Genomic DNA, 23,834 nt, shown 5'->3' with positions numbered 1-23,834 from the left:
TGCAACCGGTGAGCGATGAAATTCGTTGTTGTGGCATTCAAAAGTTACCGATTTCGAAGTACAGCGGCGTTGGGTCTGTCGAAAGCGTCACTCGTCGGGCTAGCCTGGGCCGCGTAGTGTGGGGGTGTCTCACCCATCGGACATCTGAGGAGGGGTGGCTGTGACCACCGAACTGCGTCGTCTGCGCAATTACATCGACGGAGAGTTCCGGGACGCCGCTGACGGGCGGACCATCGAGGTGGTCAACCCGGCCACGGGCGAGGCGTACGCGACCTCCCCGTTGTCCGGCCAGGCGGATGTGGACGCCGCCATGGCGGCCGCCGCCGCGGCCTTCCCGGCCTGGCGCGACACCACCCCGGCCGAGCGCCAGAAGGCCCTGCTGAAGATCGCGGACGCCTTCGAGGAGCGGGCCGAGGAGCTGATCGCGGCCGAGTCGGAGAACACGGGCAAGCCGCTCGGGCTCACCCGCAGCGAAGAGGTCCCGCCCATGGTCGACCAGATCCGCTTCTTCGCGGGCGCGGCGCGGATGCTCGAGGGCCGCTCGGCGGGCGAGTACATGGAGGGGCTGACCTCCATCGTCCGCCGCGAGCCGGTCGGCGTCTGCGCGCAGGTCGCCCCGTGGAACTACCCGATGATGATGGCGGTCTGGAAGTTCGCCCCGGCCCTCGCCGCCGGCAACACCGTGGTGCTGAAGCCGTCGGACACCACCCCGGCCTCCACGGTCCTCATCGCCGAGATCATCGGCTCGATCGTGCCGAAGGGCGTCTTCAACGTCATCTGCGGCGACCGCGACACCGGCCGGATGATGGTCGAGCACCCGGTCCCGGCGATGGCCTCCATCACCGGTTCCGTACGGGCCGGCATGCAGGTGGCCGAGTCGGCGTCGAAGGACCTGAAGCGCGTCCACCTGGAACTGGGCGGCAAGGCACCGGTCGTCGTGTTCGAGGACACCGACATCGCGAAGGCCGTCGAGGACATCTCGGTCGCCGGTTTCTTCAACGCGGGCCAGGACTGCACGGCCGCGACGCGCGTGCTGGTGCACGAGTCCATTCACGACGAGTTCGTGAGCGCGCTGGCCAAGGCCGCGCAGGACACCAAGACCGGCATGCCCGACGACGAGGACGTGCTGTTCGGTCCCCTCAACAACGAGAACCAGCTGAAGCAGGTCTCCGGCTTCATCGACCGGCTCCCGGCCCACGCGAAGGTCGAGGCCGGCGGTCAGCGCGTCGGCGACAAGGGCTACTTCTACGCCCCGACCGTCGTCTCCGGCCTCAAGCAGGACGATGAGATCGTCCAGAACGAGGTCTTCGGCCCGGTCATCACCGTCCAGTCCTTCACCGACGAGGCGCAGGCCGTCGAGTACGCGAACGGCGTGGAGTACGCCCTCGCGTCCTCGGTGTGGACCAAGGACCACGCCCGCGCGATGCGCATGTCCAAGGTGCTGGACTTCGGCTGTGTGTGGATCAACACCCACATCCCGCTGGTCGCCGAGATGCCGCACGGCGGCTTCAAGAAGTCGGGCTACGGCAAGGACCTGTCGGCGTACGGCTTCGACGACTACACGCGCATCAAGCACGTGATGACGTCCCTGGACGCGTAGACGTCCTGAGGGTCCCGCCGGAGCGCCGAGCCTCCCGCGGCACCGTGCGAGGCCACCGGGGCATCGGCGCCGGTGGCCTCGCGCACACCCCGGGCCTCGGACCGCCCGGGGCGGCGCTCCACCGGTGTGCGGTCAGCCCAGCGGCGTCGTGTGCAGCGCCAGCAGCAGGCGCCAGACCCGGGCCGCCATGTCCTCGGGGCCGGCGTCGACACTGCCGTGCAGCCAGTCGGCGAGCAGGCCCGTGAAGGCGGACGCGACGACCGAGGCGACCAGGTCGGGGGCGGGCGCGCCCACCAGCTCCCGTTCACGGCGGCTCCGCTCCCTCAGCTCGCGGTGCAGGAGGTCGCCGAGCGGGCCGCCGCCGCCCTCGCGGAGGAGGGCGCGGTACAGGGCGGCGTGCGGGACGACGCCGCTGAAGAACTCCGTCAGCGCGGACGGCGGGTCCTCGGGATCCGGCACCCCGCGCCAGGCGTGCAGCGCCTCCACCGCGTCCCGGACGATCTCCGCGCAGGCGTCCACCGCGAGGGCGTCCAGGTCCGGGTAGTGCAGATAGAACGTGGCCCGGCCCAGGCCGGCCCGCCGGACCAGCCCCGCTACGCTCACCTCCGCCAGCGGCCGCTCCCGGCACTCGTCGAGGAGGGCGGCGCGCAGCCGGGCGCGGGTCCGATCGGCCCTGGGGTCCCCGCCCGTCCCCGTCCTGGGGTCCCCGTTCATCCCGCCGCCGACACTGCCGCCAGCGCCAGGGCGCCGGGGAGCGCCTGGGCGACGTAGATACGGCGGTTGGCGGTGGCCCCGCCGTACAGCCCGGCGATCACGACGCAGACGAGGAAGAACACCTGGACCCGGTGGCCCGTCGGGGGCGCGGCCGCCAGGCCCCAGACCAGCCCGGCGGCCAGAAAGCCGTTGTAGAGCCCCTGGTTGGCAGCCAGGGGCGCGGTGGCCCGCGCGGTCTCCGCGTCGAAGCCGGACAGGCGCCGGCCGGGCGGCCGTTCCCACAGGAACATCTCCAGCACCAGGAAGTACAGGTGCAGTACGGCCACCAGCGCCACGAGGACATGAGCGGTCGCGGTCACGACGGGCTCCTCCCATTTCTTGGATTTTCTGGACAGCTGTCCAGGAATTATAGACACCCGTCCATGAATAACAAGGTGTCGGTGCCCGGTCTTCCGCTCGACGCACCGTCCATCAGGGCCTGGCCAGGGGCGCCACGCTGTGGCGCAAGGCCGTGAGGTCAAGGGCTGTTCGGTCCTGGCAAGAGGGTGTTGAGGCTGACGGTGGCTCTGTGGGTGCGGCGGTCGACGCGGAGGCTTCTGCAGGCGTAGCGGGAAGCGCGCGCCGACCGGTCCGTACGGGCGTCAGCGCTTGCGCCCCACCGCGCCGAACTGCGCGACCTCGACGGTGGTCGCCCCGCCGTCGCGCCAGCGGGCGCAGGAGACGATGCCGGGCTCCAGCAGGTCCAGTCCTTCGAAGAAGCCCGCGAACTCGGCACGCGTCCGGGCCGTGATGGGCGGTGTCGCGTTCTTGTTCCAGAACGCCATCGCCTCCGCGTTGCCCTCGCCGCCGAGCTCCAGCGTCGGGTGGGTGAGCGCGAGGAAACTGCCGGACGGAACGGCGTCCATGACGTGCCGGACGATCGAGCGGGCCTCGTCCGTATCGAGGACGAAGTTCAGGATGCCGAGCATCATCACGGCCACCGGCTGCGACAGGTCGAGCGTCCCCTCCGCGGCGCTGAGGATGTCGCCGGGCCGGTGGGCGTCGGCGTCGACGTACTCGGTGCGGCCCTCGGGGGTGCTCGTGAGGAGGGCGCGGGCGTGGGAGAGCACGATCGGGTCGTTGTCGACGTACACGATCCGCGCGGACGGGGCGATGCGCTGGGCGACCTCGTGGGTGTTGTCCACGGTCGGCAGTCCGGTGCCGATGTCGAGGAACTGGCGCACCCCGGCGTCACCGGCGAGATGCGTCACGACGCGGCCGAGGAACGCCCGGTCGGCGCGCGCCACATGGCCGATGCTCGGATACATCCCGGTGACCGTGTCGCCCACTTGACGGTCGATCAGGTAGTTGTCCTTGCCGCCCAGCCAGTAGTTCCAGACGCGGGCGTTGTGGGCGATGTCGGTGCGGATCCTGTCCTGGCCGGTGTCCTCGGGCCCTGTCACGGCGTGCGTCCTCTCCCGGTCCGGGAACCCCGCAGGACACGGGTGAGCGCGTCCACGCGGTTCGTGGTGATCGAGTCGACTCCGCGACCCACGAGCCTGCGCATCGTCCCACGGGTGTCCGCGGTCCACACGGAAAGCAGATAACCGCTCGCGTGGACTCGGTCCGCCAGCTCCCGGCTCACCAGCCCGAAGCGGTAGTTGAGCCAGCGCGGCCGCAGCGACGCGAGCAGTACGGGACGCGGTGGGGCGAGCGTCGTCCAGGTCAGCGCGATCTCCGCGTCCGGGTCGGTGTCCCGGACCGCGAGCATGCCGACGGGACCTCCCGTGTAGTAGACCCGGTCGGCGGCGCCACTCCCGTGCACCGCGCCGATGATCGTGCGCACGGCCGCCTCGTCCGCGCCGGGCAGGTCCAGCATGAGCCGGTGGCCGCCGACCGCCGCCAGTGCCTCCTCGAGGGTCGGCACCCCGCCGGAGGTCAGCCCGTCGAGCTGCGCGTGGGAGAGCCGGGCCAGCGGCCGGTCGTGTCCCCAGAGCCGCTCGAGGGTGTCGTCGTGGAGCAGCACGGGCACACCGTCGCGGGTCAGCCGGACGTCGACCTCCACGGCGTCCGCGCCCCGGTCGATCGCGGCCCGCAGCGAGGGCAGGGTGTTCTCCCGCGCGACGTACGGATCGCCGCGGTGTCCTACGACCGTGACACGGCGCATGGGGCGGGCCTCACTTCGCGAGCCACTGCTCGGTGTACGCGTCGATCTCGCCCGCGATCCGAGCCTTTCCGGACGGGTCGAGGAACGACGCCTCCACGGCGTTCTTCGCGAGGGCGGCGACGCCCCGCTCGTCCAGCTCGAGCAGCCGGGCGGCCACCGCGTACTCGTTGTTGAGGTCGGTGCCGAACATCGGCGGGTCGTCGCTGTTGACGGTGACGAGCACGCCGGCCGCGACCATCTCCCTGACGGGGTGCTCGTCGAGCGTGGCGACGGCCCGGGTGGCGATGTTGGAGGTCGGGCAGACCTCCAGGGGGATCCGGTGTTCGGCGAGGTACGCCAGCAGCTCCGGATCCTGCGGGGCGCTGGTGCCGTGGCCGATGCGCTCCGCCCGCAGGTCGTTCAGCGCGTCCCAGACGGTCTGCGGTCCGGTGGTCTCGCCGGCGTGCGGAACGGATCGCAGCCCGGCGGCTATGGCGCGGTCGAAGTACGGCTTGAACTGCGGCCGGGGCACGCCGATCTCGGGCCCGCCGAGACCGAACGACACCAGGCCCTCGGGGCGCAGGTCGACGGCCAGCCGGGCCGTCTCCTCGGCGGCGTCCAGGCCCGCCTCGCCGGGGATGTCGAAGCACCAGCGCAGCAGGACGCCGAGCTCGGTCTCGGCGGCCTTGCGGGCGTCCTCGATCGCCTCCATGAACCCCTGCTCGGGGATGCCGCGGCGGGTCGAGCTGAACGGGGTCACGGTGAGTTCCGCGTACCGGATGTTCTGCCGGGCCATGTCCCGGGCGACCTCGAACGTCAGCAGGCGGACGTCGTCGGGCGTGCGGACCAGGTCCACGACCGACAGGTAGACCTCGACGAAGTGCGCGAAGTCGGTGAAGGTGAAGTACTCGGCGAGGGTCCCGGGGTCGAGGGGAACCTTGGTGTCCGGGTGCCGGGCCGCCAGCTCGGACACGATCCGCGGCGACGCCGAGCCCACGTGGTGCACGTGGAGCTCGGCCTTGGGAAGGCCCTCGATGAAGGGAAGCAGATCGGTCACCGGGTCCTCCGTGTGTGCTGTCCGTGCCGGTCAGGGATCATCGTAGGCGGGGCGGGCCGCGCGCGGAGCGGCCCGTAGCATGACAAGTCCACGATGGGGGAGCCTCATGTCAGACCAGAGCGACCAGCGGCCGGGCGGGAACGGGCCCGAGGACCCGTGGGCTCCGCCGGAGCGCCGCTCGCCGCAGGACCCGCAGGACCCGCAGAACAAGGTGGAGCTGGGCAAGGAGGACCGGTCCGGGCCGGGCGGTCCTCCGGGCGTCCACGACCACCCCACGGTCACCTCCGTGCCGACCGGCGACCCGTTCGCCGCCCCCGCTGCCGGGACGGGCGCCGGAGGCGACGGGAATGCCGTGCCCCCGCCGCCGATCGCCCCGGGCGGCCCCGGGCAGACGGCTCCGGGCCCGTACGGCTACCCGGGCGGAGCACCGGGCGGCACGTTCGGCGGATCGTCCTACGGGGCGCACGCCGGCTACCCGGGCTATCCCGGCTACGGCGCCGGCGGGTGGGCACCGGCCCCGGCGAACGGCATGGGGATCACCGCGCTGGTGCTCGGCATCATCGCCGTCGTGGGGTTCTGCCTCTATGGGCTCGGGATCGTCCTCGGCGTCCTGGCACTGATCTTCGGCTTCATCGGCCGCGCCCGTGCCCGGCGCGGAGAGGCGAACAACGGCGGGACGGCACTCGCCGGGATCATCCTCGGTGCGATCGGCATCGTGGTCGGTGCCGCCTTCCTCGGCCTCGTCATCTGGGCGGTCGCCAACGATCCGGACTTCCTCGAGCGGTCCGAGGAAGACCCCTGGGCGACGACGCTGACCGTGGCCACGGCGACGCGCTGAACCGGGCGGCCCCCCGCGCCGCCCGGTCCGGCCCGTCGCGGGGCCGAGGCCGCCGCCCACCTCACCGGGAGACGTGCCCGCGGCCCCGGGACGCCTCACTCCGTCGTCCGGCCCGTCCTCAGCCGCTCCCGCACCTCCATCAGCGCGAAGCCCAGCAGATTCAGCCCGCGCCAGCGCGCCGGGTCGTTCGCCCGCTCGTCGTCGGCTGCCAGGCCGATGCCCCATATGCGGTCCATCGGGCTCGCCTCCACCAGCACCCGCTCGCCCGTGTTCAGCAGGAACGCGGACAGCTCCGGGTGCTGCGAGAACTTGTGGACGTTGCCCTCGACGACGATGCCGAAGCGCTCGCGCTCCCAGGTCACGTCGCTGAAGCCGCGCACGAGCCGGCCCTCCTTCTTCGCCTGGGCCGGGCTCGCGGCCGCCACGGCCCTGACCTCCGCCTCCGCGTCATCGAAGAGGCGGGCCTTGCGGGCCATCATCCAGTGCTCGGCGGTCGCATACTCGATTCCGTCAACCGTGAACGGCGCCGGCCACCACTGGCTCAGACAACCGGCGCCGATGGCGCCGTCGGGCCGCGGCCGGTGGCCCCAGAAGTGCAGATATTTGACCCGTCCACCATTCCCGACCTGCTGCGTCAGCCCTTCGACGGATACGTCGGTGATCCTCATGCAGGCGAGTCTGGCATCCGCCACTGACACTCCGTACGGGTATTCACCTCCTGACGCGACACATGGTCGACCGAATCCGTCGCGTAACCAAAAGGCAACTACGGAATCCCTTGTTGGCGAGGCTTGACTCTGTCAGGATCGGCACTCACTTCGATCTGGAACTACGGAGAGCGTCATGGGCAACCGCTTCCAGGTGCAGGACCGCTTCAAGGGCGGCGCACAGTACATCGACGGAGAGCTGCGCCCCGGCACATCGGGACGTAACCACGCAATCGTCGATCCCGCCACCGGGGAGCAGGTGCTCGTCTACGACCTTGCGGGCACCGACGACGTCGATGCGGCCGTCGCCGCTGCCCGTGCGGCGTTCCCCGGCTGGGCCGGCGCGACGCCCGGCGAGCGCTCCGACGCCCTGCACCGGTTCGCGTCCGTGCTCGCCGAGCAGGCCGAGGACCTCGCCCGGGCGGAATCGCTGCAGTGCGGGAAGCCGATCAAGCTGAGCAGGGAGTTCGACGTCCCCGGGACCGTCGACAACACCGCCTTCTTCGCGGGGGCCGCGCGCCACCTCCAGGGCCAGTCCGCGGGCGAGTACAGCGGCGACCACACCTCTTACGTACGCCGGGAGCCGATCGGTGTCGTCGGCTCCGTCGCGCCCTGGAACTACCCGCTCCAGATGGCTGCCTGGAAGGTGCTCCCGGCCATCGCCGCGGGCAACACCATCGTCCTGAAGCCCGCCGAGATCACCCCGCTGACCTCGCTGATGTTCGCCGCGGCCGCCACCGAGGCGGGCATCCCCGACGGCGTCCTCAACATCGTCACCGGCACCGGCAGGGAAGCGGGCGAGCACCTGGTCGCGCACCCGGACGTGGCCATGACCTCCTTCACCGGCTCGACCCCCGTCGGCAAGCGGGTCGCCGAGGTCGCCACGGCCACCGTCAAGCGGCTCCACCTGGAGCTCGGCGGCAAGGCCCCGTTCGTCGTGTTCGACGACGCGGACCTCGACGCCGCGGTGCACGGGGCGGTCGCCGGTGCGCTGATCAACAGCGGTCAGGACTGCACCGCGGCCACCCGCGCCTACGTCCAGCGCCCGCTCCACGACGCCTTCGTCGCCGGAGTCGCCGACCTGATGGCGACCGTCCGGCTCGGCGACCCCTTCGACCCGTCCACCGACCTCGGCCCGCTCGTCTCGCACACCCAGCGCGACCGGGTCGCCGGCTTCGTCGACCGCGCCCGTTCGTACGCCACCGTGGTCACCGGCGGCAGGGCACCCGGCGGCGACCTGGCGAAGGGCGCCTACTACCTGCCCACGCTGATCTCCGGCGCCGCCCAGGACAGCGAGGTCGTCCAGTCCGAGATCTTCGGCCCCGTCCTGGTGGTCCTGCCCTTCGACTCCGACGACGAGGGCATCGCGCTCGCCAACGACACCCCGTACGGGCTCGCCGCCTCCGCCTGGAGCCGTGACGTGTACCGGACGGGCCGCGCCACCCGCGAGATCAAGGCGGGTTGCGTATGGGTCAACGACCACATCCCGATCATCAGTGAGATGCCCCACGGCGGCTACAAGGCCAGCGGGTTCGGAAAGGACATGTCGGTGTACTCCTTCGAGGAGTACACGCAGGTCAAGCATGTGATGTACGACAACACCGCGGTAGCCAGGAAGGACTGGCACCGCACGATCTTCGGGGACCGATAGCAGCCACAGCCGTTACGACCGACGGCGACCCATCCCGAAAGGCAACACAGCGCATGAAGCAGTACCAGCCCGAGCGCCTCTCGGAGGCCCAGCTGGCCGCTATGCGGCGGAGCTTGACGAACGGCCGGGGCGCGCTCTCCCGTCGCTCGCTGCTGCGAGCGACGGGCGTAGGCGCGCTCACCATAGGTGGCATGGGCGCGCTGAACGCCTGCGGCATCCCGCCCGCCAAGCGCGAGGGCGCAGGAGCGGCGGCCTCCGACGACCACTCGGCCGAGGAGAAGCGGATCACCTTCTCCAACTGGACCCAGTACATCGACATCAGCGAGGACGAGAAGAGCCGCCCGACGCTCGACGCGTTCACCAAACGCACCGGGATCAGCGTCAAGTACACCGAGGACATCAACGACAACGTCGAGTTCTTCGGGAAGATCAAGCCGCAGCTCGCCGCCGGCCAGGACACCGGGCGCGACCTGATCAACGTCACCGACTGGCTCGCGGCCCGCATCATCCGCCTCGGCTGGGCGCAGAAGCTCGACCCCGCCAACCTGCCGAACGCGTACGCCCATCTGTCGCCGCAGTTCCGGAGCCCGGACTGGGACCCCGGGCGGGCCTACTCGTACCCCTGGACCGGCATCTCCACCGTCATCGCCTACAACTCCAAGGCGACCGGCGGCCGGAAGATCGAGAGCGTCTCCCAGCTGCTGGAGGACAAGTCGCTGCGCGGCCGGGTCGCCTGTCTCTCCGAGATGCGCGACACCGTCGGGATGACCCTCCTCGACATGGGCAAGGACCCGGGCAAGGTCACCGGCGACGACTACAACGCGGCGATCGCGAAGCTCCAGCGGGCCGTCGACACCAAGCAGATCCGCCGCTTCACCGGCAACGACTACACCTCTGACCTGGACAAGGGCGACATCGCCGCCTGTCTGGCCTGGGCCGGGGACCTCGTCCAGCTCCGGGTGGACAACCCCGACATCGAGTTCGTCATCCCCGACGCCGGCTACATGACCTCCAGCGACAACCTGCTGGTCCCGGCCAGGGCCCGGCACAAGACCAACGCCGAGAAGCTCATCGACTACTACTACGAGCTCCCGGTCGCGGCCGAGCTCGCCGCCTACATCAACTACGTCTGCCCGGTCGAAGGCGTCGGCCCCGAACTCGCCAAGATCGACCCGGAGCTCGCCAAGAACACGCTGATCCTCCCGGACAAGGCCATGGCCGCGAAGTCCCATGCCTTCCGCTCGCTCAGCAGCGAGGAAGAGACGGCGTACGAAGAGAAGTTCGCCAAGCTCATCGGCGCCTGACCGTTCCTGCTTCCCTGCTCCCCTCTCGACACCTGGGACCGCGATCCATGAATGACAAGACAGCGGGCGGAGACGTCCGCCTCACCGGGATCAGCAAGACCTACGGCTCGTTCACGGCCGTGCACCCGCTGGACCTGACCGTCCCCGAGGGCTCGTTCTTCGCCCTCCTCGGCGCCTCCGGCTGCGGCAAGACCACCACTCTGCGGATGATCGCCGGCCTGGAGGACCCGACCACCGGTTCCGTCTTCCTCGGCGACAAGGACGTCACCGACCTCCCGCCGTACAAGCGGCCGGTGAACACCGTCTTCCAGAGCTACGCCCTCTTCCCGCACCTGACCATCCACGAGAACGTCGCCTTCGGGCTCCGCCGCCGCGGCATCAAGTCCGTGAAGAAGCAGGTCGACGAGATGCTGGAGCTCGTCCAGCTCGGCGACAAGGCCAAGCACAAGCCCCATCAGCTCTCCGGCGGGCAGCAGCAGCGCGTCGCCGTCGCCCGCGCGCTCATCAACCACCCGCAGGTGCTGCTGCTGGACGAGCCGCTCGGCGCGCTCGACCTCAAGCTGCGCCGCCAGATGCAGCTGGAGCTCAAGCGCATCCAGACCGAGGTCGGCATCACCTTCGTCCACGTCACCCACGACCAGGAGGAGGCCATGACCATGGCCGACACGGTCGCGGTGATGAACGGGGGCCGGGTCGAGCAGCTGGGCGCCCCCTCCGACCTCTACGAGAACCCGCAGACGACGTTCGTGGCCAACTTCCTCGGCACCTCCAACCTCATCGAGGCCGAGGTCGCGGAGGCCGCAGGCGGCCAGGTGGTCGTCACCGCCGCCGACGCCAAGCTGAGGCTGCCGTCCGCGCGCTGCGCCACCCTGCCCCGTGCCGGGGGCAAGCTCCTCGTGGGGGTACGGCCCGAGAAGATATCCCTGGCGCACGCCGACGACGCCGGTGAGATCACCGAGGGCCGCAACCGGTTCACCGGCAAGATCGCGGACTCCAGCTTCATCGGCGTCTCGACCCAGTTTGTCATCGACAGCCCGGTCTGCCCCGAGCTGGAGGTGTACGTGCAGAACGTCGAGCGGGACCCGCGCCTGGTACCCGGTGCCGAGGTCGTCCTGCACTGGAACCCGGAGCACACGTTCGGCCTCGACGCCGCCCAGGACATAGACGCGGGCGTGGAGACGGTGGAGGAGACAGCATGACCGTCACCGAGGCACCCCCCGCCTCGCCCGCCCCGGCCGGGACGGGGCCGGTACCGCGCAAGCAGCCGGTGCGCCGGAAGCTCGTGCCCTACTGGCTGCTGCTGCCGGGCATCCTGTGGCTTCTGGTCTTCTTCGCCCTGCCGCTGGTCTACCAGGCCTCGACGTCCGTGCAGACCGGCTCCCTGGAGGAGGGCTACCAGGTCACCTGGCACTTCCAGACGTACTGGGACGCCCTGAGCGAGTACTACCCGCAGTTCCTGCGGTCGGTGCTGTACGCGGGTACGGCCACGATCCTGTGCCTGCTGCTCGGCTATCCGCTGGCGTACCTCATCGCGTTCAGGGCGGGACGGTGGCGCAATCTGCTGCTCGTGCTCGTCATCGCGCCGTTCTTCACCAGCTTCCTGATCCGGACGCTCGCCTGGAAGACGATCCTCGCGGACGGCGGCCCGGTGGTGGACGTCCTCAACACCGTCGGCTTCCTCGACGTCACCAGCTGGCTGGGGATGACCGAGGGGAACCGGGTGCTGGCCACCCCGCTCGCGGTGGTCACCGGTCTGACGTACAACTTCCTGCCGTTCATGATCCTGCCGCTCTACACCTCGCTGGAGCGGATCGACCCGCGGCTCCACGAGGCGGCGGGGGACCTCTACGCGAGGCCGTCGACGGTCTTCCGCAAGGTGACCTTCCCGCTGTCGATGCCGGGCGTCGTCTCCGGGACGCTGCTGACCTTCATCCCGGCGAGCGGCGACTACGTCAACGCCGAACTGCTCGGCTCCACGGACACCCGGATGGTCGGCAACGTCATCCAGTCGCAGTTCCTGCGGGTGCTCGACTACCCGACCGCGGCCGCGCTGTCGTTCATTCTCATGGCCATCGTGCTGATCATGGTGACGGTCTACATCCGCCGGGCCGGTACGGAGGATCTCGTCTGATGCTGCGAATCTCAACGACGTGGATACGGCGCAACCTGGTGGTGATCGCGGGCGTGCTCACGCTCGCGTACCTGGTCCTGCCGAACGTCATCGTGATGGTGTTCTCCTTCAACAAGCCGGCCGGGCGTTTCAACTACTCCTGGCGGGAGTTCTCCACCGACGCGTGGCAGGACCCGTGCGGCGTCGCCGGCGTGTGCGACTCGCTCAGCCTGTCCCTGTGGATCGCGCTGTGGGCGACGATCGGCGCCACGGTCCTCGGCTCGATGATCGCCTTCGCGCTCGTCCGCTACCGCTTCCGGGCCCGCGGGGCGATCAACTCCCTGATCTTCCTGCCCATGGCGATGCCCGAGGTCGTCATGGCGGCCTCCCTGCTGACGCTCTTCCTCAACCTGGGGGCGGAGCTGGGCCCGACGACCATCCTCATCGCGCACACCATGTTCTGCCTCAGCTTCGTCGTGGTGGCGGTCAAGGCACGGGTGATGTCGATGGACCCGAAGCTGGAGGAGGCGGCCAAGGACCTCTACGCGGGGCCCGTGCAGACCTTCCTGAGGGTCACGCTGCCGATCGCCGCGCCCGGCATCGCCGCGGGCGCGATGCTCGCCTTCGCCCTCTCGTTCGACGACTTCATCATCACCAACTTCAACTCGGGCAACACCGTCACCTTCCCGATGTTCGTCTGGGGCTCGGCCCAGCGCGGCACGCCCGTCCAGATCAACGTCATCGGTACGGCCATGTTCGCCCTGGCGGTCATCGTCGTCGTCGCCGGCCAGATCATCAGCGGCCGGCGGAGGAAGACCGCACTGCCCAAGTAGCACCCGAAGGAGTGGAAACCATGGCCCCAGCAGCCATGACCTTTGCCTCATCACTCTCCGACGCCCAGCCCGTCCCCTTCTGGCTGGAAGACCCCGGCAAGCCCGCCCCGCTGCCCGCCCTCACCGGCGACGAGCAGACCGATCTGCTCGTCGTCGGCGGCGGCTACAGCGGACTGTGGACCGCGCTCCTCGCCAAGGAGCGCGACCCGCTGCGGGACGTCGTCCTGATCGAGGGCCGCGAGGTGGGCTGGGCCGCCTCGGGCCGCAACGGCGGCTTCTGCGCCGCCTCCCTGACCCACGGGCTCGCCAACGGCCTGGCCCGCTGGCCGGACGACATGGCCAGGCTGGAGGAACTCGGCGCGCGGAACCTCGACGCCATCGAGGACGCCGTCGCCCGCCACGGCATCGACTGCGACTTCGAGCGCACCGGCGAGATCGACGTGGCGACCGAGCCCCACCAGCTCGACGAGCTCCGCGAGATGCACGAGGAGGCCGGTCGGCTCGGCTTCGGCGGTCTGGAACTGCTCGACCGCGACGCCGTGCGTGCCGAGGTGGACTCCCCGACCTTCCTCGGCGGCCTGTGGGACCGGGAGGGGGTGGCCATGCTCCACCCGGCCAAGCTGGCCTGGGGCCTCAAGCGGGCCTGTCTCGGCCTCGGCGTCAGGATCTACGAGAACACCCGGGCCCTCGGCCTCTCCTCCGCCGGCGCCGGCATGGCCGTGCGCACGTCCTACGGCCGGGTTCTCGCCCGCCGGGTCGCCCTCGGCACGAACGTCTTCCCGTCCTTGGTCAAGCGGATCCGCCCGTACACCGTCCCGGTGTACGACTACGCCCTGATGACCGAACCGCTCTCGCCCGAGCAGCGTGCCGCGATCGGCTGGCGCAACCGGCAGGGCCTCGGCGACAGCGCCAACCAGTTCCACTACTTCCGGATCACCGCCGACGACCGGATCCTGTGGGGCGGCTACGACGCCATCTACCCGTACGGGGGGAAGGTCTCCGCCGAGATGGACCACCGGCCGGAGACGTACCTGAAACTGGCGGGCCAGTTCTTCGAGTGCTTCCCGCAGCTGGAGGGCCTGCGCTTCACCCACGCCTGGGGTGGCGCGATCGACACCTGCTCGCGTTTCTCGGCGTTCTTCGGCACCGCGCACGGCGGAAGGGTCGCCTACGCCGCCGGCTACACCGGACTCGGCGTCGGCGCCACCCGCTTCGGCGCCGACGTGATGCTCGATCTGCTCGCCGGAGAGCAGACCGAGCGCACCGGGCTGGAGATGGTCCGCAGGAAGCCGCTGCCCTTCCCGCCGGAGCCGGTGGCCTGGGCGGGGATCGGCATCACCAAGTGGTCGCTGGCCCGCGCCGACGCCCACGGCGGCCGGCGCAATCTGTGGCTGAGGACGATGGACCGCCTCGGCCTGGGCTTCGACAGCTGACACGTCCGCCGTACGGCCGGGCCCCGAGGGGCCCGGCCGTACCGCGTCCCATTCCGGTGCCGTGTCCCGATCGCGCCTCGGTCGGCGTCCCCTCCCGTGTCCGCCTCCCGTGTCCCCGTCCCGTGTCTCCGGCCGGTCCCGGAGAAATCCCTCCACCGGCTGCCCGAACCCGCGTCATGGCGCGGGCCCTCCCCGCTCTGACCGGGTGGACGCACGGACCGCGCACGCGGCGAGGCGCACGGAACGGAGGCTGTGGGAGATGAAGGAAACCGGGGGCCAGGGGGTCGGCGCGGGCGTGGACTGGCTGGTGTCGGCGGCGCCCGACCCCGACGACTGGCGCAGGCGGTGGGAGAGCGACCCGAGGGGTGTCGCCCTGTTCCCTACGGGCAGGCACTGGGACGTGCTCGTCCTGCCCGGCAGGATCGCCGGACCGACGCTGGACGTCCTGACGCGGCTCACGGACCGGCCGGGACCGGTCCTCGCCCACTTCGGTGCCGCCCGGCGCGGCCGCAACCCGGCGCCGCGCATGGGCTTCTTCGTGCCGCCGGGCTCCTCGGAGCGCTGGGTCGGCACGGGCACCCACGCCGCGGGGCCCGGCGCCTGGGTGGTGCTGCCGTATCCGGGGCGCACCGCCGGGGGCGTGCGCTGGGTGGTTCTCCCGGACGGCTCGGGAACCCTCACCGACCCGGCGCTGCTGGAGCTGTCGATGCACGAGGCCGCGGCCGTCGCCGCCGGCCGCGCGCGGGAGTGAGTCGAGGGCAGGGGGGAGGCCTTGATCTCCCCCCTCCGCCCCGGCCGGGTCGCCACCGGCCTCCCAGCGACCGCCACGGCCGGAAACGGGCACATCGTCCGCCTAGGGCGTGCTGCGGCTCCTACCAGTCGCACGGCACCTGGCCCGCGCTGCGGGACTGATGACCTGGTCGATCAACCGGGACCGGTTCGGCGGCTGGGAGTTCCGGCGCCACTTCGACGTCCGTCCCTGGAACTGACCAGGACCGCACCGGCCAGCAGCACCCCGCAGAGAGACCAGCTGCCGAGGACGTCCAGAGGCCAGTGGTAGCCGCGCAGCACCAGACCGACGCCCGTCGCCACGGTGAGCAGCACGGCGGCGGGCATCGCCCGTCGGCCGACGAGGAGGGCGGCGCCGGCGTACGCCACCATCGCGGTCGCGGCGTGGCCAGACGGGAAGTAGCCCGTCTCCGGGGTCAGCGGGCCGGGCCGGTCGGTCAGCTCCTTCAGTGGCGCCACCAGCGCCGGTACGAGAGCCATGGCGACGGCGACCGCCGCCGCGGGGACCCGTCGGCGCCGGTACAGTGCCAGGCCGACGGCCGCGGCCAGAACCGGCAGAGCGACCTGCAGGTTGCCGAGATCGGCGAGGACTTCGGTGAGGCCCGCGGGGCCCTCGCCCACGAGAGCGCGGTCGATGCGTTCGTCCAGTGCGCGCAGCGGCCCGTGGCCCACGACCTGCCAGGTGATCAGGCCGAAGAGGGCGGCGCACAGGGCCGCGACGACGGCGGGGCGGCTGAGCGGGCCGAGGGGATCGAGTCCGCGGAAGCCGAAGAGGGGGGTCGGCCGCCCCGGAACAGGGGGGGTGGTTCCGGGGCGGCCGTGAGGACCGGTTTGCCGCGCGCCCCGGGGGGTTTGGGGCGGGCGGCCATCCGATCGGAGAGGAGATCCGGAGCACGAGGCTCCGGTGGTGTGCGCGCGGGCACGGCCAAGGCGGGGCTGGGGAGGCCACGCCATGGAGTCGCCCGCAGTTCCCTGCGAGCGGGGTGTCTCTCTCATCTGCGGAAACCGTACGGCAGCAGGAGGGGGGACCGACAGCCGGAATGCCATCCCGCCATTGGCCCCCCACACGTTCTTCACAGAGAGCGCGCGATTACGGGCGGTTACACCCCGCCCGACCCGCTCAGACCCCCGCGAGCGCCGACTCGATGACGTCCAGACCCTCGTTCAGCAGGTCCTCGTCGATCACCAGCGGGGGCAGGAAGCGGAGCACGTTGCCGTAGGTGCCGCAGGTGAGCACGAGGACGCCCTCCGCGTGACAGGCCTTGGCGAGGGCGCCGGCGGCCTCCGGGTTCGGCTCCTTGGTGGCGCGGTCCCTGACCAGCTCGATGGCGATCATGGCGCCGCGGCCGCGGATGTCGCCGATGATGTCGAACTTCTCCGCCATCGAGGACAGGCGGCCCTTCATGACCTCCTCGATGCGCTTGGCCTTGCCGTTGAGGTCCTGCTCGCGCATGGTCTCGATGGCTCCGAGCGCTCCGGCGCAGGCGACCGGGTTTCCGCCGTAGGTGCCGCCGAGGCCGCCCGCGTGCGCGGCGTCCATGATCTCGGCGCGGCCGGTGACGGCGGACAGCGGCAGACCGCCGGCGATGCCCTTGGCGGTCGTGATCAGGTCCGGGACGATGCCCTCGTCCTCGCAGGCGAACCACTGGCCGGTGCGGCAGAAGCCGGACTGGATCTCGTCCGCGACGAAGACGATTCCGTTGTCCTTGGCGAACTGTGCGATCGCCGGGAGGAAGCCCTTGGCCGGCTCGATGAAGCCGCCCTCGCCGAGGACCGGCTCGATGATGACCGCGGCGACGTTGTCCGCGCCGATCTGCTTGGTGATCTGGTCGATGGCCTGGGCGGCGGCCTCGGGGCCGCAGTTGTCCGGGCCGGTGGGCCAGCGGTAGCCGTAGGCGACCGGGACGCGGTAGACCTCGGGGGCGAAGGGGCCGAAGCCGTTCTTGTACGGCATGTTCTTCGCGGTCAGCGCCATGGTGAGGTTGGTGCGGCCGTGGTAGCCGTGGTCGAAGACGACGACGGCCTGGCGCTTGGTGTAGGACCGCGCGATCTTGACGGCGTTCTCGACGGCCTCGGCGCCGGAGTTGAACAGCGCCGACTTCTTGGCGTGGTCGCCCGGGGTGAGCTCGGCCAGCGCCTCGCAGACCTCGACGTAGCCCTCGTAGGGCGTGACCATGAAACAGGTGTGGGTGAAGTCCGCGAGCTGCGCGGAAGCCCGGCGTACGACGGCCTCGGCGGAGGCGCCCACGGTGGTCACGGCGATACCGGACCCGAAGTCGATCAGACGGTTGCCGTCGACGTCCTCGATGATGCCGCCGCCGGCGCGGGCGGTGAACACCGGCAGCACGGAGCCCACGCCGCCCGCGACCGCGGAGAGACGGCGGGCCTGCAGCTCCTGCGACTTGGGACCGGGGATGGCGGTGACGACGCGGCGCTCCTGCGGAATCGCGCTCATGAGGGCTCCTGGGGGTGTTTCCGGACGCACTTCTTCTTTCTTCGCAGGCTAGGTCCGGGTCAGGGGGTCCGGCATGCTCCGTTCGGTAGTGGTGGGGGTGTGTCCTTGTCCGTGACGGACATAGAGCCGGGGGCGGCGGGGTGCGGGCGTGCGGTGCGGGGGCGGCGTGGTGCGGGCGTGCGGTGCCCTGGAGCGCGGTTCCGGCGCGGGGCCGGGGAGAGCGGCCGGCCGGGCCGCCCCGGGCGCAGTCGGTGGGAGGCGCCCTGCCGGGAGAGGCGTGCCGCCGAGGAGCGGACCCGGCCGGGAGACGCGGAGGAGCGGGCGTGTCCCGGCCGCCGCCGGCCCGCCGTGCCGGCCACGCGCGGGCCGGGCGGTGACCGCTTCCCCGCAGGCCCCGCCCGCGGCGGTGGGCGCGGCTCCCGGCCGTGCCCGCACCGGCCGCCGCGCTCGCGGTGCGGGATCGCTGAACTCCCCGGCGACGGGCACTAGATTGACGGTGGCACAGACGCGCGGACCTGGCTGGTCAGGGGGCAGGGGTTCATGGAGACCGAAGGCACGTACGACGCACGCGGAGCCCGATCGGGCGGCACCGGCAGCGCACGGCCCGTCCCGCGTCCCGCGGGCCCGCCACCGATGCCGTCCGCCGCCCCGCCGGTGCCGTCCCGCGCCCCGGCGGCCCGCGCCTCCGTGGCCGACTGGCTGCGCACCCCGCGGCCCGACGCCGAACCGGGCGTCTGGCGGTTGGGGCACCGGCCGCGCCCGACGGAGGAGCCGGAGCCCGTCCCGGCGAGGAGGCTCTTCGCGGGCGCGCTGATCGCCCTGCTCGCGGGCTGGCTGCTCTGGTCACTGCTGTGGAACGGCTACCTCGGCCGCTACTGGCTCTGGCCGCTGCTCGTGCTCACCCCGGACTCCTGGCGTGCCGACCCGTCCCTGTGGGCGACGGCGAGCTACGTGTACTACGCCCTCGTCGGCGGCGGGCTGCTCGTCTTCTTCGCCCGGATCGGCCATGTGCCGGAGATCTGGCGCCGCTACTCGCGCAAGAGGGACGTGCCCGCCCCGCCACCCCCGCCGCGGGAGGACCCCGCCGACTGGCCGGACCTGCGCACCTCGGGGCTGGACGACACGGCCCGCACCCTCGCCGAGGCGACACGCAGCGGCTCGCTCGGCGACGTCGACTACGCGCGGATCCGCCGCGCCTGGCAGGGGGTGCGGGCCAGGCCCGAGCGGCTGGCGGCCTTCACCGACGTGGTCCGCGCCGAGGGCGCGGCGGCCTGTGCGCATCCTTCCGGGGCACGGGATCTGCCGGTGCGCACCGCCGTGCACGACCTCGCCGCGAACCAGGTCAGGATCGGCACCGCCGCCGACCACCCCCGCAACCCCTACGCCCGCCGCACCACCGGAGTCGCCCTCGAACCCGCGCTGCTCGGCACCTCGCTGCTCGCCGTCGGGCCGTCCGGGTCGGGGAAGACCGTGCGGCTCGTGCGGCCCGTGGTGGAGGCCATGTGCCTGCAGGCGCTGGCGAACCGTGCCGCCGTCGTCGCCGTCACCGCGCACGGCACGGCGCTGGCCCCCGACGACGCGTTCGACCTGGTCATCGCCCCTGGCCGGCCGGATTCCACGCACGACCTCGACCTCTACGGCGGCAGCGACGACCCCGACGAGGCCGCCCGGAACCTCGCCGAGGCGCTCGTCGGGGACCTTTCGGCCGACGGCCGGCGGGCCGCCACCGCCCTCGCGCAGCTCATCGGGCCGTACCGAGGCGTCCACGGCCGTTTCCCGGCGGTGCCCGAACTGCGCGACCTCCTCGGTGGCGTGCCCGGGGCGCTGGACGGGCTGCGTGCCGCCCTGCAGGCCGTGGGCGAGGCGGCGCAGCTGAGGGAACTGGACGCGCGGGCACGGCAGTCGGAGCGTGCGGACGACATCGGGGTGCTGCTCGCGGAGCGGATCGGGTACCTCGACCGTCCTGCGTTCGCCGGGTTCTTCCGTACCGGCGCGCCTGGCCGGCAGTTCTCGTTGCGGGCCGTCGAGCACCCGCTGAGGGTACGGATCGACCTCCCGGAACGGGGCCACGCCGAGGCGTCACGGATCATCGCCCGGCTCGTCCTCGCCCAGTTCACCGAGGCCGCCCTCAGCCGCTCGGACCGCTCGCTGTTCGCCTGCCTGGTTCTGGACGACGCCACCCACACGGTCACGCCCGACTCGGTCAGGGCCGTGCAGCGGCTGCGATCCGCGCACGCCGGGGTGGTGCTGACGCTGCGGACCCTGGAGGACGTGCCGGAGGCGTTGCGCGGACCGCTGCTGGGCGCGGTCGGCTGCCGGATGGCGTTCGCCGGGATCGGGCCCTGGGACGGCGGCCGGTTCGCCGAGTCCTGGGGCAAGGAATGGGTGCAGACCAAGGACGTGACCAACCGGCAGATCATCTCCGACGAGCCGCTGACCAAGGCCCTGCACTTCATGCGCCGGGTCGTGACGGGCAAGGCCGCGACGGCCGAGGCGGTGACGGTCCGTGAGGTCGAGAGGGAGCGCTGGTCGGCCTCCGAGCTGGCGCACTCCATGCCGGCCGGGCACGCCGTGCTCTCCCTGACGTCGGTCCGAGGCGAGCACACCCCGCCGCTCCTGGTGGATATGCGGAACTGAGCCGAGTACCCGTACGCGGTGGCAGAATCGAGCTATGCCGTTCATACGGGACGGCGAAATAGGCCCAGAACTATCCAACCTCTGCCGAAAGTCCGCGGTCCCATGCCGGTCACCCTCGCTTCCCTCGTCCAGCACTCCGCGCTCAAGCTGGCCGTACGCGCCGGGGAGGACCGTCTGGGAACCCCCGTGCGCTGGGTGCACGCCAGCGAGCTGGCGGACCCCGTGCCGTACATGGAGGGCGGCGAGCTGCTGCTCGTCACCGCGATGACCCTCGACGCCGCCGACCGGGAGGCGATGCGCCGCTACGTGCGGCGGCTCGCGGGTGCGGGTGTCGCCGGGCTGGGCTTCGCCGTCGGGGTCAACTACGACGACATCCCGGACGCGTTGCTGGAGGCGGCCGCGGCCGAGGACTTCCCCCTCCTCGAAGTGCCCCGGCGCACGCCTTTCCTGGCCATCAGCAAGGCGGTTTCCGCGGCCATCGCGGCTGATCAGTACCGAGCCGTCACCGCCGGCTTCGAGGCCCAGCGGGAGCTGACACGGGCCGCGCTCGCCGAGGGGCCCGCGGCCCTGCTCACCAGGCTCGCCGCACACGTGGACGGCTGGGCCGCGCTCTACGACGCCTCCGGTGCCGTCGTCGCCGCCGCGCCCGAATGGGCCGTCCGGCGCGCGGCCCGGATCACGGGCGACGTGGAGCGCCTGCGGGAACGCCCCGCTCCCGCCAGCGCGGTCGTCGGCGGTACGGAGGACCGCGTCGAACTCCAGTCGCTGGGCACCGGGCGGCGGGTCCGCGGCGCGCTCGCGGTCGGCACCGGAGCGCCGCTCGGCACCGCCGAGCGCTACGCCGTGCACTCCGCGGTGGCCCTGCTGACGCTCGCGACGGAACGGTCGCGTTCGCTGCAGGCCGCCGAGCAGCGGCTCGGCGCGGCGGTGCTCAGGATGATGCTCTCCGGCCAGCCGGACCACGCCAGGACGGTCGCCGGGGACCTGTACGGAGGGCTCCTGGACGCCCCGTTCCGGCTGCTCGTCGCCGAACTGTCCGGCGAACCGGACCCGGCGGCCGAGCATCCCTTGCACTCGTTCGCCGAAGCGCTGGAGGCGACCGCCGCCCGGGCCGGAGAGCCCGTGCTGACCGTGTGGGAGAGCGACGGCAGGCTGGTGGTCCTCGCTGCCGACGGGGGAGCGGTCGCGCTCGCGTGCGATCCGTACACCGAACGCGAGACGGAGGAGGCGGGGGTGGTCGTCGGGATGTCCGCGCCGGCGGGCCCGATCGCAGCCGCCACGGCGTACAAGCAGGCCGAGCAGGCCCTCTCCGTCGCCCGCAGGCGGGGCCGGGCGCTCGTCGAGCACGAGGAGCTCGCGACCGGCTCCGTGCTGCCGCTGCTCGCGGACGACGCGGTGCGCGCCTTCGCCGACGGGATGCTGCGAGCCCTGCGGGAGCACGACGCGACCGGCCGCGGCGACCTCGTGGCCTCCCTGCGCGCCTGGCTCTCCCGCCACGGCCAGTGGGACGCGGCCGCGGCCGACCTGGGCGTCCACCGCCACACCCTGCGCTACCGCATGCGGCGCGTCGAGGAGATCCTCGGCCGCTCCCTGGACGACCCGGACGTGCGCATGGAGCTCTGGCTGGCCCTCAAGGCGACCGAGACCCCGCTGCCGGCTCCGGCCCCGGAGTAGGGTTCGGGGTCGTGTTGCGCCTGTCCGGGGCTGACGGTTCGGGGTCGTGTTGCGCCTGTCCGGGGCTGACGGTTCGGGGTCGTGTTGCCCCTGTCCGGGGCTGACGGTTCGGGGTCGTGTTGCCCCTGTCCGGGGCTGACGGTTCGGAGCCGTGTTGCCCCTGCCCGGAGCCGACGGCTCGCCCCCGGGCCATGGGGCCGGCCCGGGGCAGAGGCCGGGGCCGCTGGCCCTCGGTCACCGGCCGCCTCGACCGCCGTCCCGTGGAGCCACCCGGTCAGGAGCCGCGGCCAGGTAGACCGCCGCTCTGTGTGATCCGCCGCAGATAAATTCCCTCTCTGCTGCCCGGAATCGGGCAGAAAACATGGTGTTCGGTCGCCGAACTGCCTAAGGTCCACCCTCGTGATCACCAGTCGGGCGGGGGAGACATCCGTCCGGCCGTCCACGAGACGGGAAGGACCGATGACACAACCCGCGGCAGACGCCGGCAACCCCACTCCCGGCAACCCCACTTCCGGCTCGCCCCGCGCGAGCAGACCCCCTGCCCGTCCCGCCTCCGAAGCGGGCACCCCACCCGGCGCGGAAGCGGGCATCTCACCCGGCACCCCACCCGGCACGGAAGCGGGAGCCGGCCCCGCTGCCGCCCTCCGCTCCGAAGCCGAAGCCGGAGCCGAAGCCGGAGCCGAAGCCGGAGCCGCATCCGCCGTCGACTCCGCGTCCGTGCCCGCGTCCGGCCGCCGGATATCAGGGCCGGTCTGGGCAGCGCTCGCCATCGTCTACGTCGTGTGGGGGTCCACGTACCTCGGCATCCGCGTGGCCGTGGAGACCATGCCGCCGTTCCTCTCGGCCGGAGCGCGGTTCGTCGCCGCCGGGCTGCTCCTCGCCGCGATCGTCGCCTGGCGCCAGGGGCCGTCTGCGCTGCGTGCCACCCGCGCTCAACTGCTCTCCGCCGCCGTGGTCGGGTTGCTGCTGCTCCTCGGCGGCAACGGGCTCGTGGTCCTCGCCGAGACGGCCGTCCCCTCCGGACTCGCCGCGCTGCTGGTCGCCGTCGTCCCGGCCTGGGTGGTCGTCCTGCGGCGGGCCTCCGGTGAGCGGCCCGGCACCGGGGCCTACGGCGGCGTCCTCCTCGGGCTCGCGGGGCTCGCCGTGCTGACCCTGCCGGGGCTGAGCGGCGACGTCCGCCTCTGGGGTGTGCTGACCGTGATCGCCGGGACCGTCATGTGGTCGGTGGGCTCCTTCTTCTCCTCCCGCGTCCCCATGCCGGCCAACCCGTTCGCCGCGAGCGCCTACGAGATGGTCGCGGGCGGCATCGGCTGTCTGCTCGTCGGCCTGGGCCGCGGTGAACAGCGGGGCTTCGCGCTCGCCGAGGTCTCCGGCCGCTCCTGGACCGCCCTCGCCTATCTGGTCGTCTTCGGCTCGCTGATCGCGTTCACGGCGTACGCCTGGCTGCTGCACTCCGCCCCGCTCTCGCTCGTGGCCACCTACGCCTACGTCAACCCGGTGGTCGCCGTACTCCTCGGCGCGCTGATCCTCGGGGAGCGGCTGACCTGGCCGATCGTCGTCGGCGGCGCGGTCGTGGTGGCCGGCGTCTGCCTGATCGTCAGTACTGAACGCCGCCGCTGACGCCTGCGGGGCCCCGCGCATCCCCGGGCGGCGGGCGACGGGAGCCCCGCGCAGACTCTGCTGCTCAATTCGGCTGAGCAGCAGAGTCATGCCGGGAAGGCCGCGACGGTCACCGCGTTGTCGCAGGTCATGGTCCGCGTGTCGGAGTTGCCCCGGAATTGGGCAGCAGAGTCCGCGCACTCGCCAAAGCGGCAGGGCGATCCGGCCGACCACTCCAACGCGGACAACCCATGTTCCGGCCCGGCCGCCCTAACGTGTGAGAAGAGGCAACCCACTACTTCGGAAGG

20 protein-coding genes are annotated in these 23,834 nt (G+C 71.9%); 12 read left to right on the top strand and 8 right to left on the bottom strand.

Annotated features, from left to right (window positions below):
- Positions 1–160 precede the first annotated feature (160 nt).
- Positions 161–1,600 (top strand): gamma-aminobutyraldehyde dehydrogenase, encoded by a 1,440-nt coding sequence (locus tag FEF34_RS09880; protein WP_138052833.1) that lies wholly within the window; start codon positions 161–163, stop codon positions 1,598–1,600.
- A gap of 132 nt (positions 1,601–1,732) precedes the next feature.
- On the opposite strand, the gene FEF34_RS09875 is transcribed toward FEF34_RS09880, so the two are convergent.
- From FEF34_RS09875 to FEF34_RS09855, 5 genes are all read right to left on the bottom strand, one after another.
- Positions 1,733–2,314, bottom strand: coding sequence for a TetR/AcrR family transcriptional regulator (locus tag FEF34_RS09875; protein ID WP_138052832.1), 582 nt, complete (start codon positions 2,312–2,314; stop codon positions 1,733–1,735).
- Positions 2,311–2,673: a DUF1304 domain-containing protein gene (locus FEF34_RS09870; RefSeq protein WP_138052831.1), complete on the bottom strand. Its 363-nt coding sequence runs from the start codon at positions 2,671–2,673 to the stop codon at positions 2,311–2,313. Before FEF34_RS09870 ends, FEF34_RS09875 begins: the two co-directional genes overlap by 4 nt.
- A gap of 282 nt (positions 2,674–2,955) precedes the next feature.
- Positions 2,956–3,756 carry an SAM-dependent methyltransferase gene (locus FEF34_RS09865; RefSeq protein WP_138052830.1) on the bottom strand — a complete coding sequence of 267 codons (801 nt, stop codon included), beginning with the start codon at positions 3,754–3,756 and terminating at the stop codon, positions 2,956–2,958.
- A complete protein-coding gene (locus tag FEF34_RS09860) occupies positions 3,753–4,460 on the bottom strand; it encodes a glycerophosphodiester phosphodiesterase (RefSeq protein WP_138052829.1) in 708 nt (235 codons plus the stop codon). Before FEF34_RS09860 ends, FEF34_RS09865 begins: the two co-directional genes overlap by 4 nt.
- A 10-nt stretch (positions 4,461–4,470) precedes the next feature.
- Positions 4,471–5,496, bottom strand: a complete 1,026-nt coding sequence (locus FEF34_RS09855; RefSeq protein ID WP_138052828.1) for an adenosine deaminase — start codon at positions 5,494–5,496, stop codon at positions 4,471–4,473.
- A gap of 106 nt (positions 5,497–5,602) precedes the next feature.
- On the opposite strand from FEF34_RS09855, the gene FEF34_RS09850 reads away from it, so the two are divergent.
- Positions 5,603–6,334 (top strand): DUF4190 domain-containing protein, encoded by a 732-nt coding sequence (locus FEF34_RS09850; protein ID WP_138052827.1) that lies wholly within the window; start codon positions 5,603–5,605, stop codon positions 6,332–6,334.
- Positions 6,335–6,429: 95 nt separating this feature from the next.
- Here the strand turns inward: FEF34_RS09850 and FEF34_RS09845 are convergent, their stop codons facing one another.
- On the bottom strand, positions 6,430–7,002 hold the full coding sequence (locus FEF34_RS09845; protein WP_138052826.1) for an NADAR family protein: 573 nt from the start codon (positions 7,000–7,002) through the stop codon (positions 6,430–6,432).
- 175 nt (positions 7,003–7,177) lie between these two features.
- Here FEF34_RS09845 and FEF34_RS09840 point away from each other — a divergent pair, with 175 nt between their 5' ends.
- From FEF34_RS09840 to FEF34_RS09810, 7 genes are all read left to right on the top strand, one after another.
- Complete coding sequence (locus FEF34_RS09840; RefSeq protein ID WP_138052825.1) at positions 7,178–8,692, top strand: gamma-aminobutyraldehyde dehydrogenase; 1,515 nt, start codon at positions 7,178–7,180, stop codon at positions 8,690–8,692.
- Positions 8,693–8,745: 53 nt separating this feature from the next.
- Entirely contained in the window at positions 8,746–9,996 is a 1,251-nt protein-coding gene (locus FEF34_RS09835; protein WP_138052824.1) for an ABC transporter substrate-binding protein, read from the top strand.
- A gap of 47 nt (positions 9,997–10,043) precedes the next feature.
- Positions 10,044–11,195, top strand: coding sequence for an ABC transporter ATP-binding protein (locus FEF34_RS09830; protein ID WP_138052823.1), 1,152 nt, complete (start codon positions 10,044–10,046; stop codon positions 11,193–11,195).
- Positions 11,192–12,127 carry an ABC transporter permease gene (locus FEF34_RS09825; protein ID WP_138052822.1) on the top strand — a complete coding sequence of 312 codons (936 nt, stop codon included), beginning with the start codon at positions 11,192–11,194 and terminating at the stop codon, positions 12,125–12,127. Before FEF34_RS09830 ends, FEF34_RS09825 begins: the two co-directional genes overlap by 4 nt.
- A complete protein-coding gene (locus FEF34_RS09820) occupies positions 12,127–12,939 on the top strand; it encodes an ABC transporter permease (protein WP_138052821.1) in 813 nt (270 codons plus the stop codon). The genes FEF34_RS09825 and FEF34_RS09820 overlap by 1 nt, the downstream gene beginning before the upstream one ends.
- Before the next feature lie 20 nt (positions 12,940–12,959).
- The gene (locus tag FEF34_RS09815; RefSeq protein ID WP_138052820.1) at positions 12,960–14,372 is read left to right on the top strand and encodes an NAD(P)/FAD-dependent oxidoreductase; all 1,413 of its coding nucleotides are present in this window, start codon (positions 12,960–12,962) and stop codon (positions 14,370–14,372) included.
- Positions 14,373–14,631: 259 nt separating this feature from the next.
- Positions 14,632–15,123 carry a bifunctional DNA primase/polymerase gene (locus FEF34_RS09810; RefSeq protein WP_138052819.1) on the top strand — a complete coding sequence of 164 codons (492 nt, stop codon included), beginning with the start codon at positions 14,632–14,634 and terminating at the stop codon, positions 15,121–15,123.
- A gap of 173 nt (positions 15,124–15,296) precedes the next feature.
- Here the strand turns inward: FEF34_RS09810 and FEF34_RS44195 are convergent, their stop codons facing one another.
- Entirely contained in the window at positions 15,297–15,833 is a 537-nt protein-coding gene (locus FEF34_RS44195; protein WP_407698269.1) for a phosphatase PAP2 family protein, read from the bottom strand.
- 448 nt (positions 15,834–16,281) lie between these two features.
- Positions 16,282–17,616, bottom strand: coding sequence for a 4-aminobutyrate--2-oxoglutarate transaminase (gene gabT, locus FEF34_RS09795; RefSeq protein WP_138052817.1), 1,335 nt, complete (start codon positions 17,614–17,616; stop codon positions 16,282–16,284).
- Positions 17,617–18,156: 540 nt separating this feature from the next.
- On the opposite strand from gabT, the gene FEF34_RS09790 reads away from it, so the two are divergent.
- From FEF34_RS09790 to FEF34_RS09780, 3 genes are all read left to right on the top strand, one after another.
- Positions 18,157–20,253: a type IV secretory system conjugative DNA transfer family protein gene (locus FEF34_RS09790; protein ID WP_138052816.1), complete on the top strand. Its 2,097-nt coding sequence runs from the start codon at positions 18,157–18,159 to the stop codon at positions 20,251–20,253.
- Between the two features lie 102 nt (positions 20,254–20,355).
- Positions 20,356–21,927, top strand: a complete 1,572-nt coding sequence (locus FEF34_RS09785; RefSeq protein ID WP_138052815.1) for a PucR family transcriptional regulator — start codon at positions 20,356–20,358, stop codon at positions 21,925–21,927.
- A 459-nt stretch (positions 21,928–22,386) separates the two neighbouring features.
- Complete coding sequence (locus FEF34_RS09780) at positions 22,387–23,547, top strand: EamA family transporter (protein ID WP_234042349.1); 1,161 nt, start codon at positions 22,387–22,389, stop codon at positions 23,545–23,547.
- Positions 23,548–23,834: the final 287 nt, after the last annotated feature.

It is taken from the genome of Streptomyces marianii, from assembly GCF_005795905.1.
Lineage (GTDB): Bacteria > Actinomycetota > Actinomycetes > Streptomycetales > Streptomycetaceae > Streptomyces > Streptomyces marianii.
The sequence above is the reverse complement of the archived record's forward strand: the minus strand, read 5'-3'. Positions and strand labels throughout refer to the sequence as shown.

Bases quoted from the DNA above. Each gene is read 5' to 3' on its own strand.
- FEF34_RS09875 (WP_138052832.1), bottom strand. From the start codon at position 2,314: ATGAACGGGGACCCCAGGACGGGGACGGGCGGGGACCCCAGGGCCGAT.
- FEF34_RS09860 (WP_138052829.1), bottom strand. From the start codon at position 4,460: ATGCGCCGTGTCACGGTCGTAGGACACCGCGGCGATCCGTACGTCGCG.
- FEF34_RS09850 (WP_138052827.1), top strand. From the start codon at position 5,603: ATGTCAGACCAGAGCGACCAGCGGCCGGGCGGGAACGGGCCCGAGGAC.
- FEF34_RS09845 (WP_138052826.1), bottom strand. From the start codon at position 7,002: ATGAGGATCACCGACGTATCCGTCGAAGGGCTGACGCAGCAGGTCGGG.
- FEF34_RS09840 (WP_138052825.1), top strand. From the start codon at position 7,178: ATGGGCAACCGCTTCCAGGTGCAGGACCGCTTCAAGGGCGGCGCACAG.
- FEF34_RS09835 (WP_138052824.1), top strand. From the start codon at position 8,746: ATGAAGCAGTACCAGCCCGAGCGCCTCTCGGAGGCCCAGCTGGCCGCT.
- FEF34_RS09830 (WP_138052823.1), top strand. From the start codon at position 10,044: ATGAATGACAAGACAGCGGGCGGAGACGTCCGCCTCACCGGGATCAGC.
- FEF34_RS09825 (WP_138052822.1), top strand. From the start codon at position 11,192: ATGACCGTCACCGAGGCACCCCCCGCCTCGCCCGCCCCGGCCGGGACG.
- FEF34_RS09820 (WP_138052821.1), top strand. From the start codon at position 12,127: ATGCTGCGAATCTCAACGACGTGGATACGGCGCAACCTGGTGGTGATC.
- FEF34_RS09815 (WP_138052820.1), top strand. From the start codon at position 12,960: ATGGCCCCAGCAGCCATGACCTTTGCCTCATCACTCTCCGACGCCCAG.
- FEF34_RS09810 (WP_138052819.1), top strand. From the start codon at position 14,632: ATGAAGGAAACCGGGGGCCAGGGGGTCGGCGCGGGCGTGGACTGGCTG.
- gabT (WP_138052817.1), bottom strand. From the start codon at position 17,616: ATGAGCGCGATTCCGCAGGAGCGCCGCGTCGTCACCGCCATCCCCGGT.
- FEF34_RS09790 (WP_138052816.1), top strand. From the start codon at position 18,157: ATGGAGACCGAAGGCACGTACGACGCACGCGGAGCCCGATCGGGCGGC.
- FEF34_RS09785 (WP_138052815.1), top strand. From the start codon at position 20,356: ATGCCGGTCACCCTCGCTTCCCTCGTCCAGCACTCCGCGCTCAAGCTG.
- FEF34_RS09780 (WP_234042349.1), top strand. From the start codon at position 22,387: ATGACACAACCCGCGGCAGACGCCGGCAACCCCACTCCCGGCAACCCC.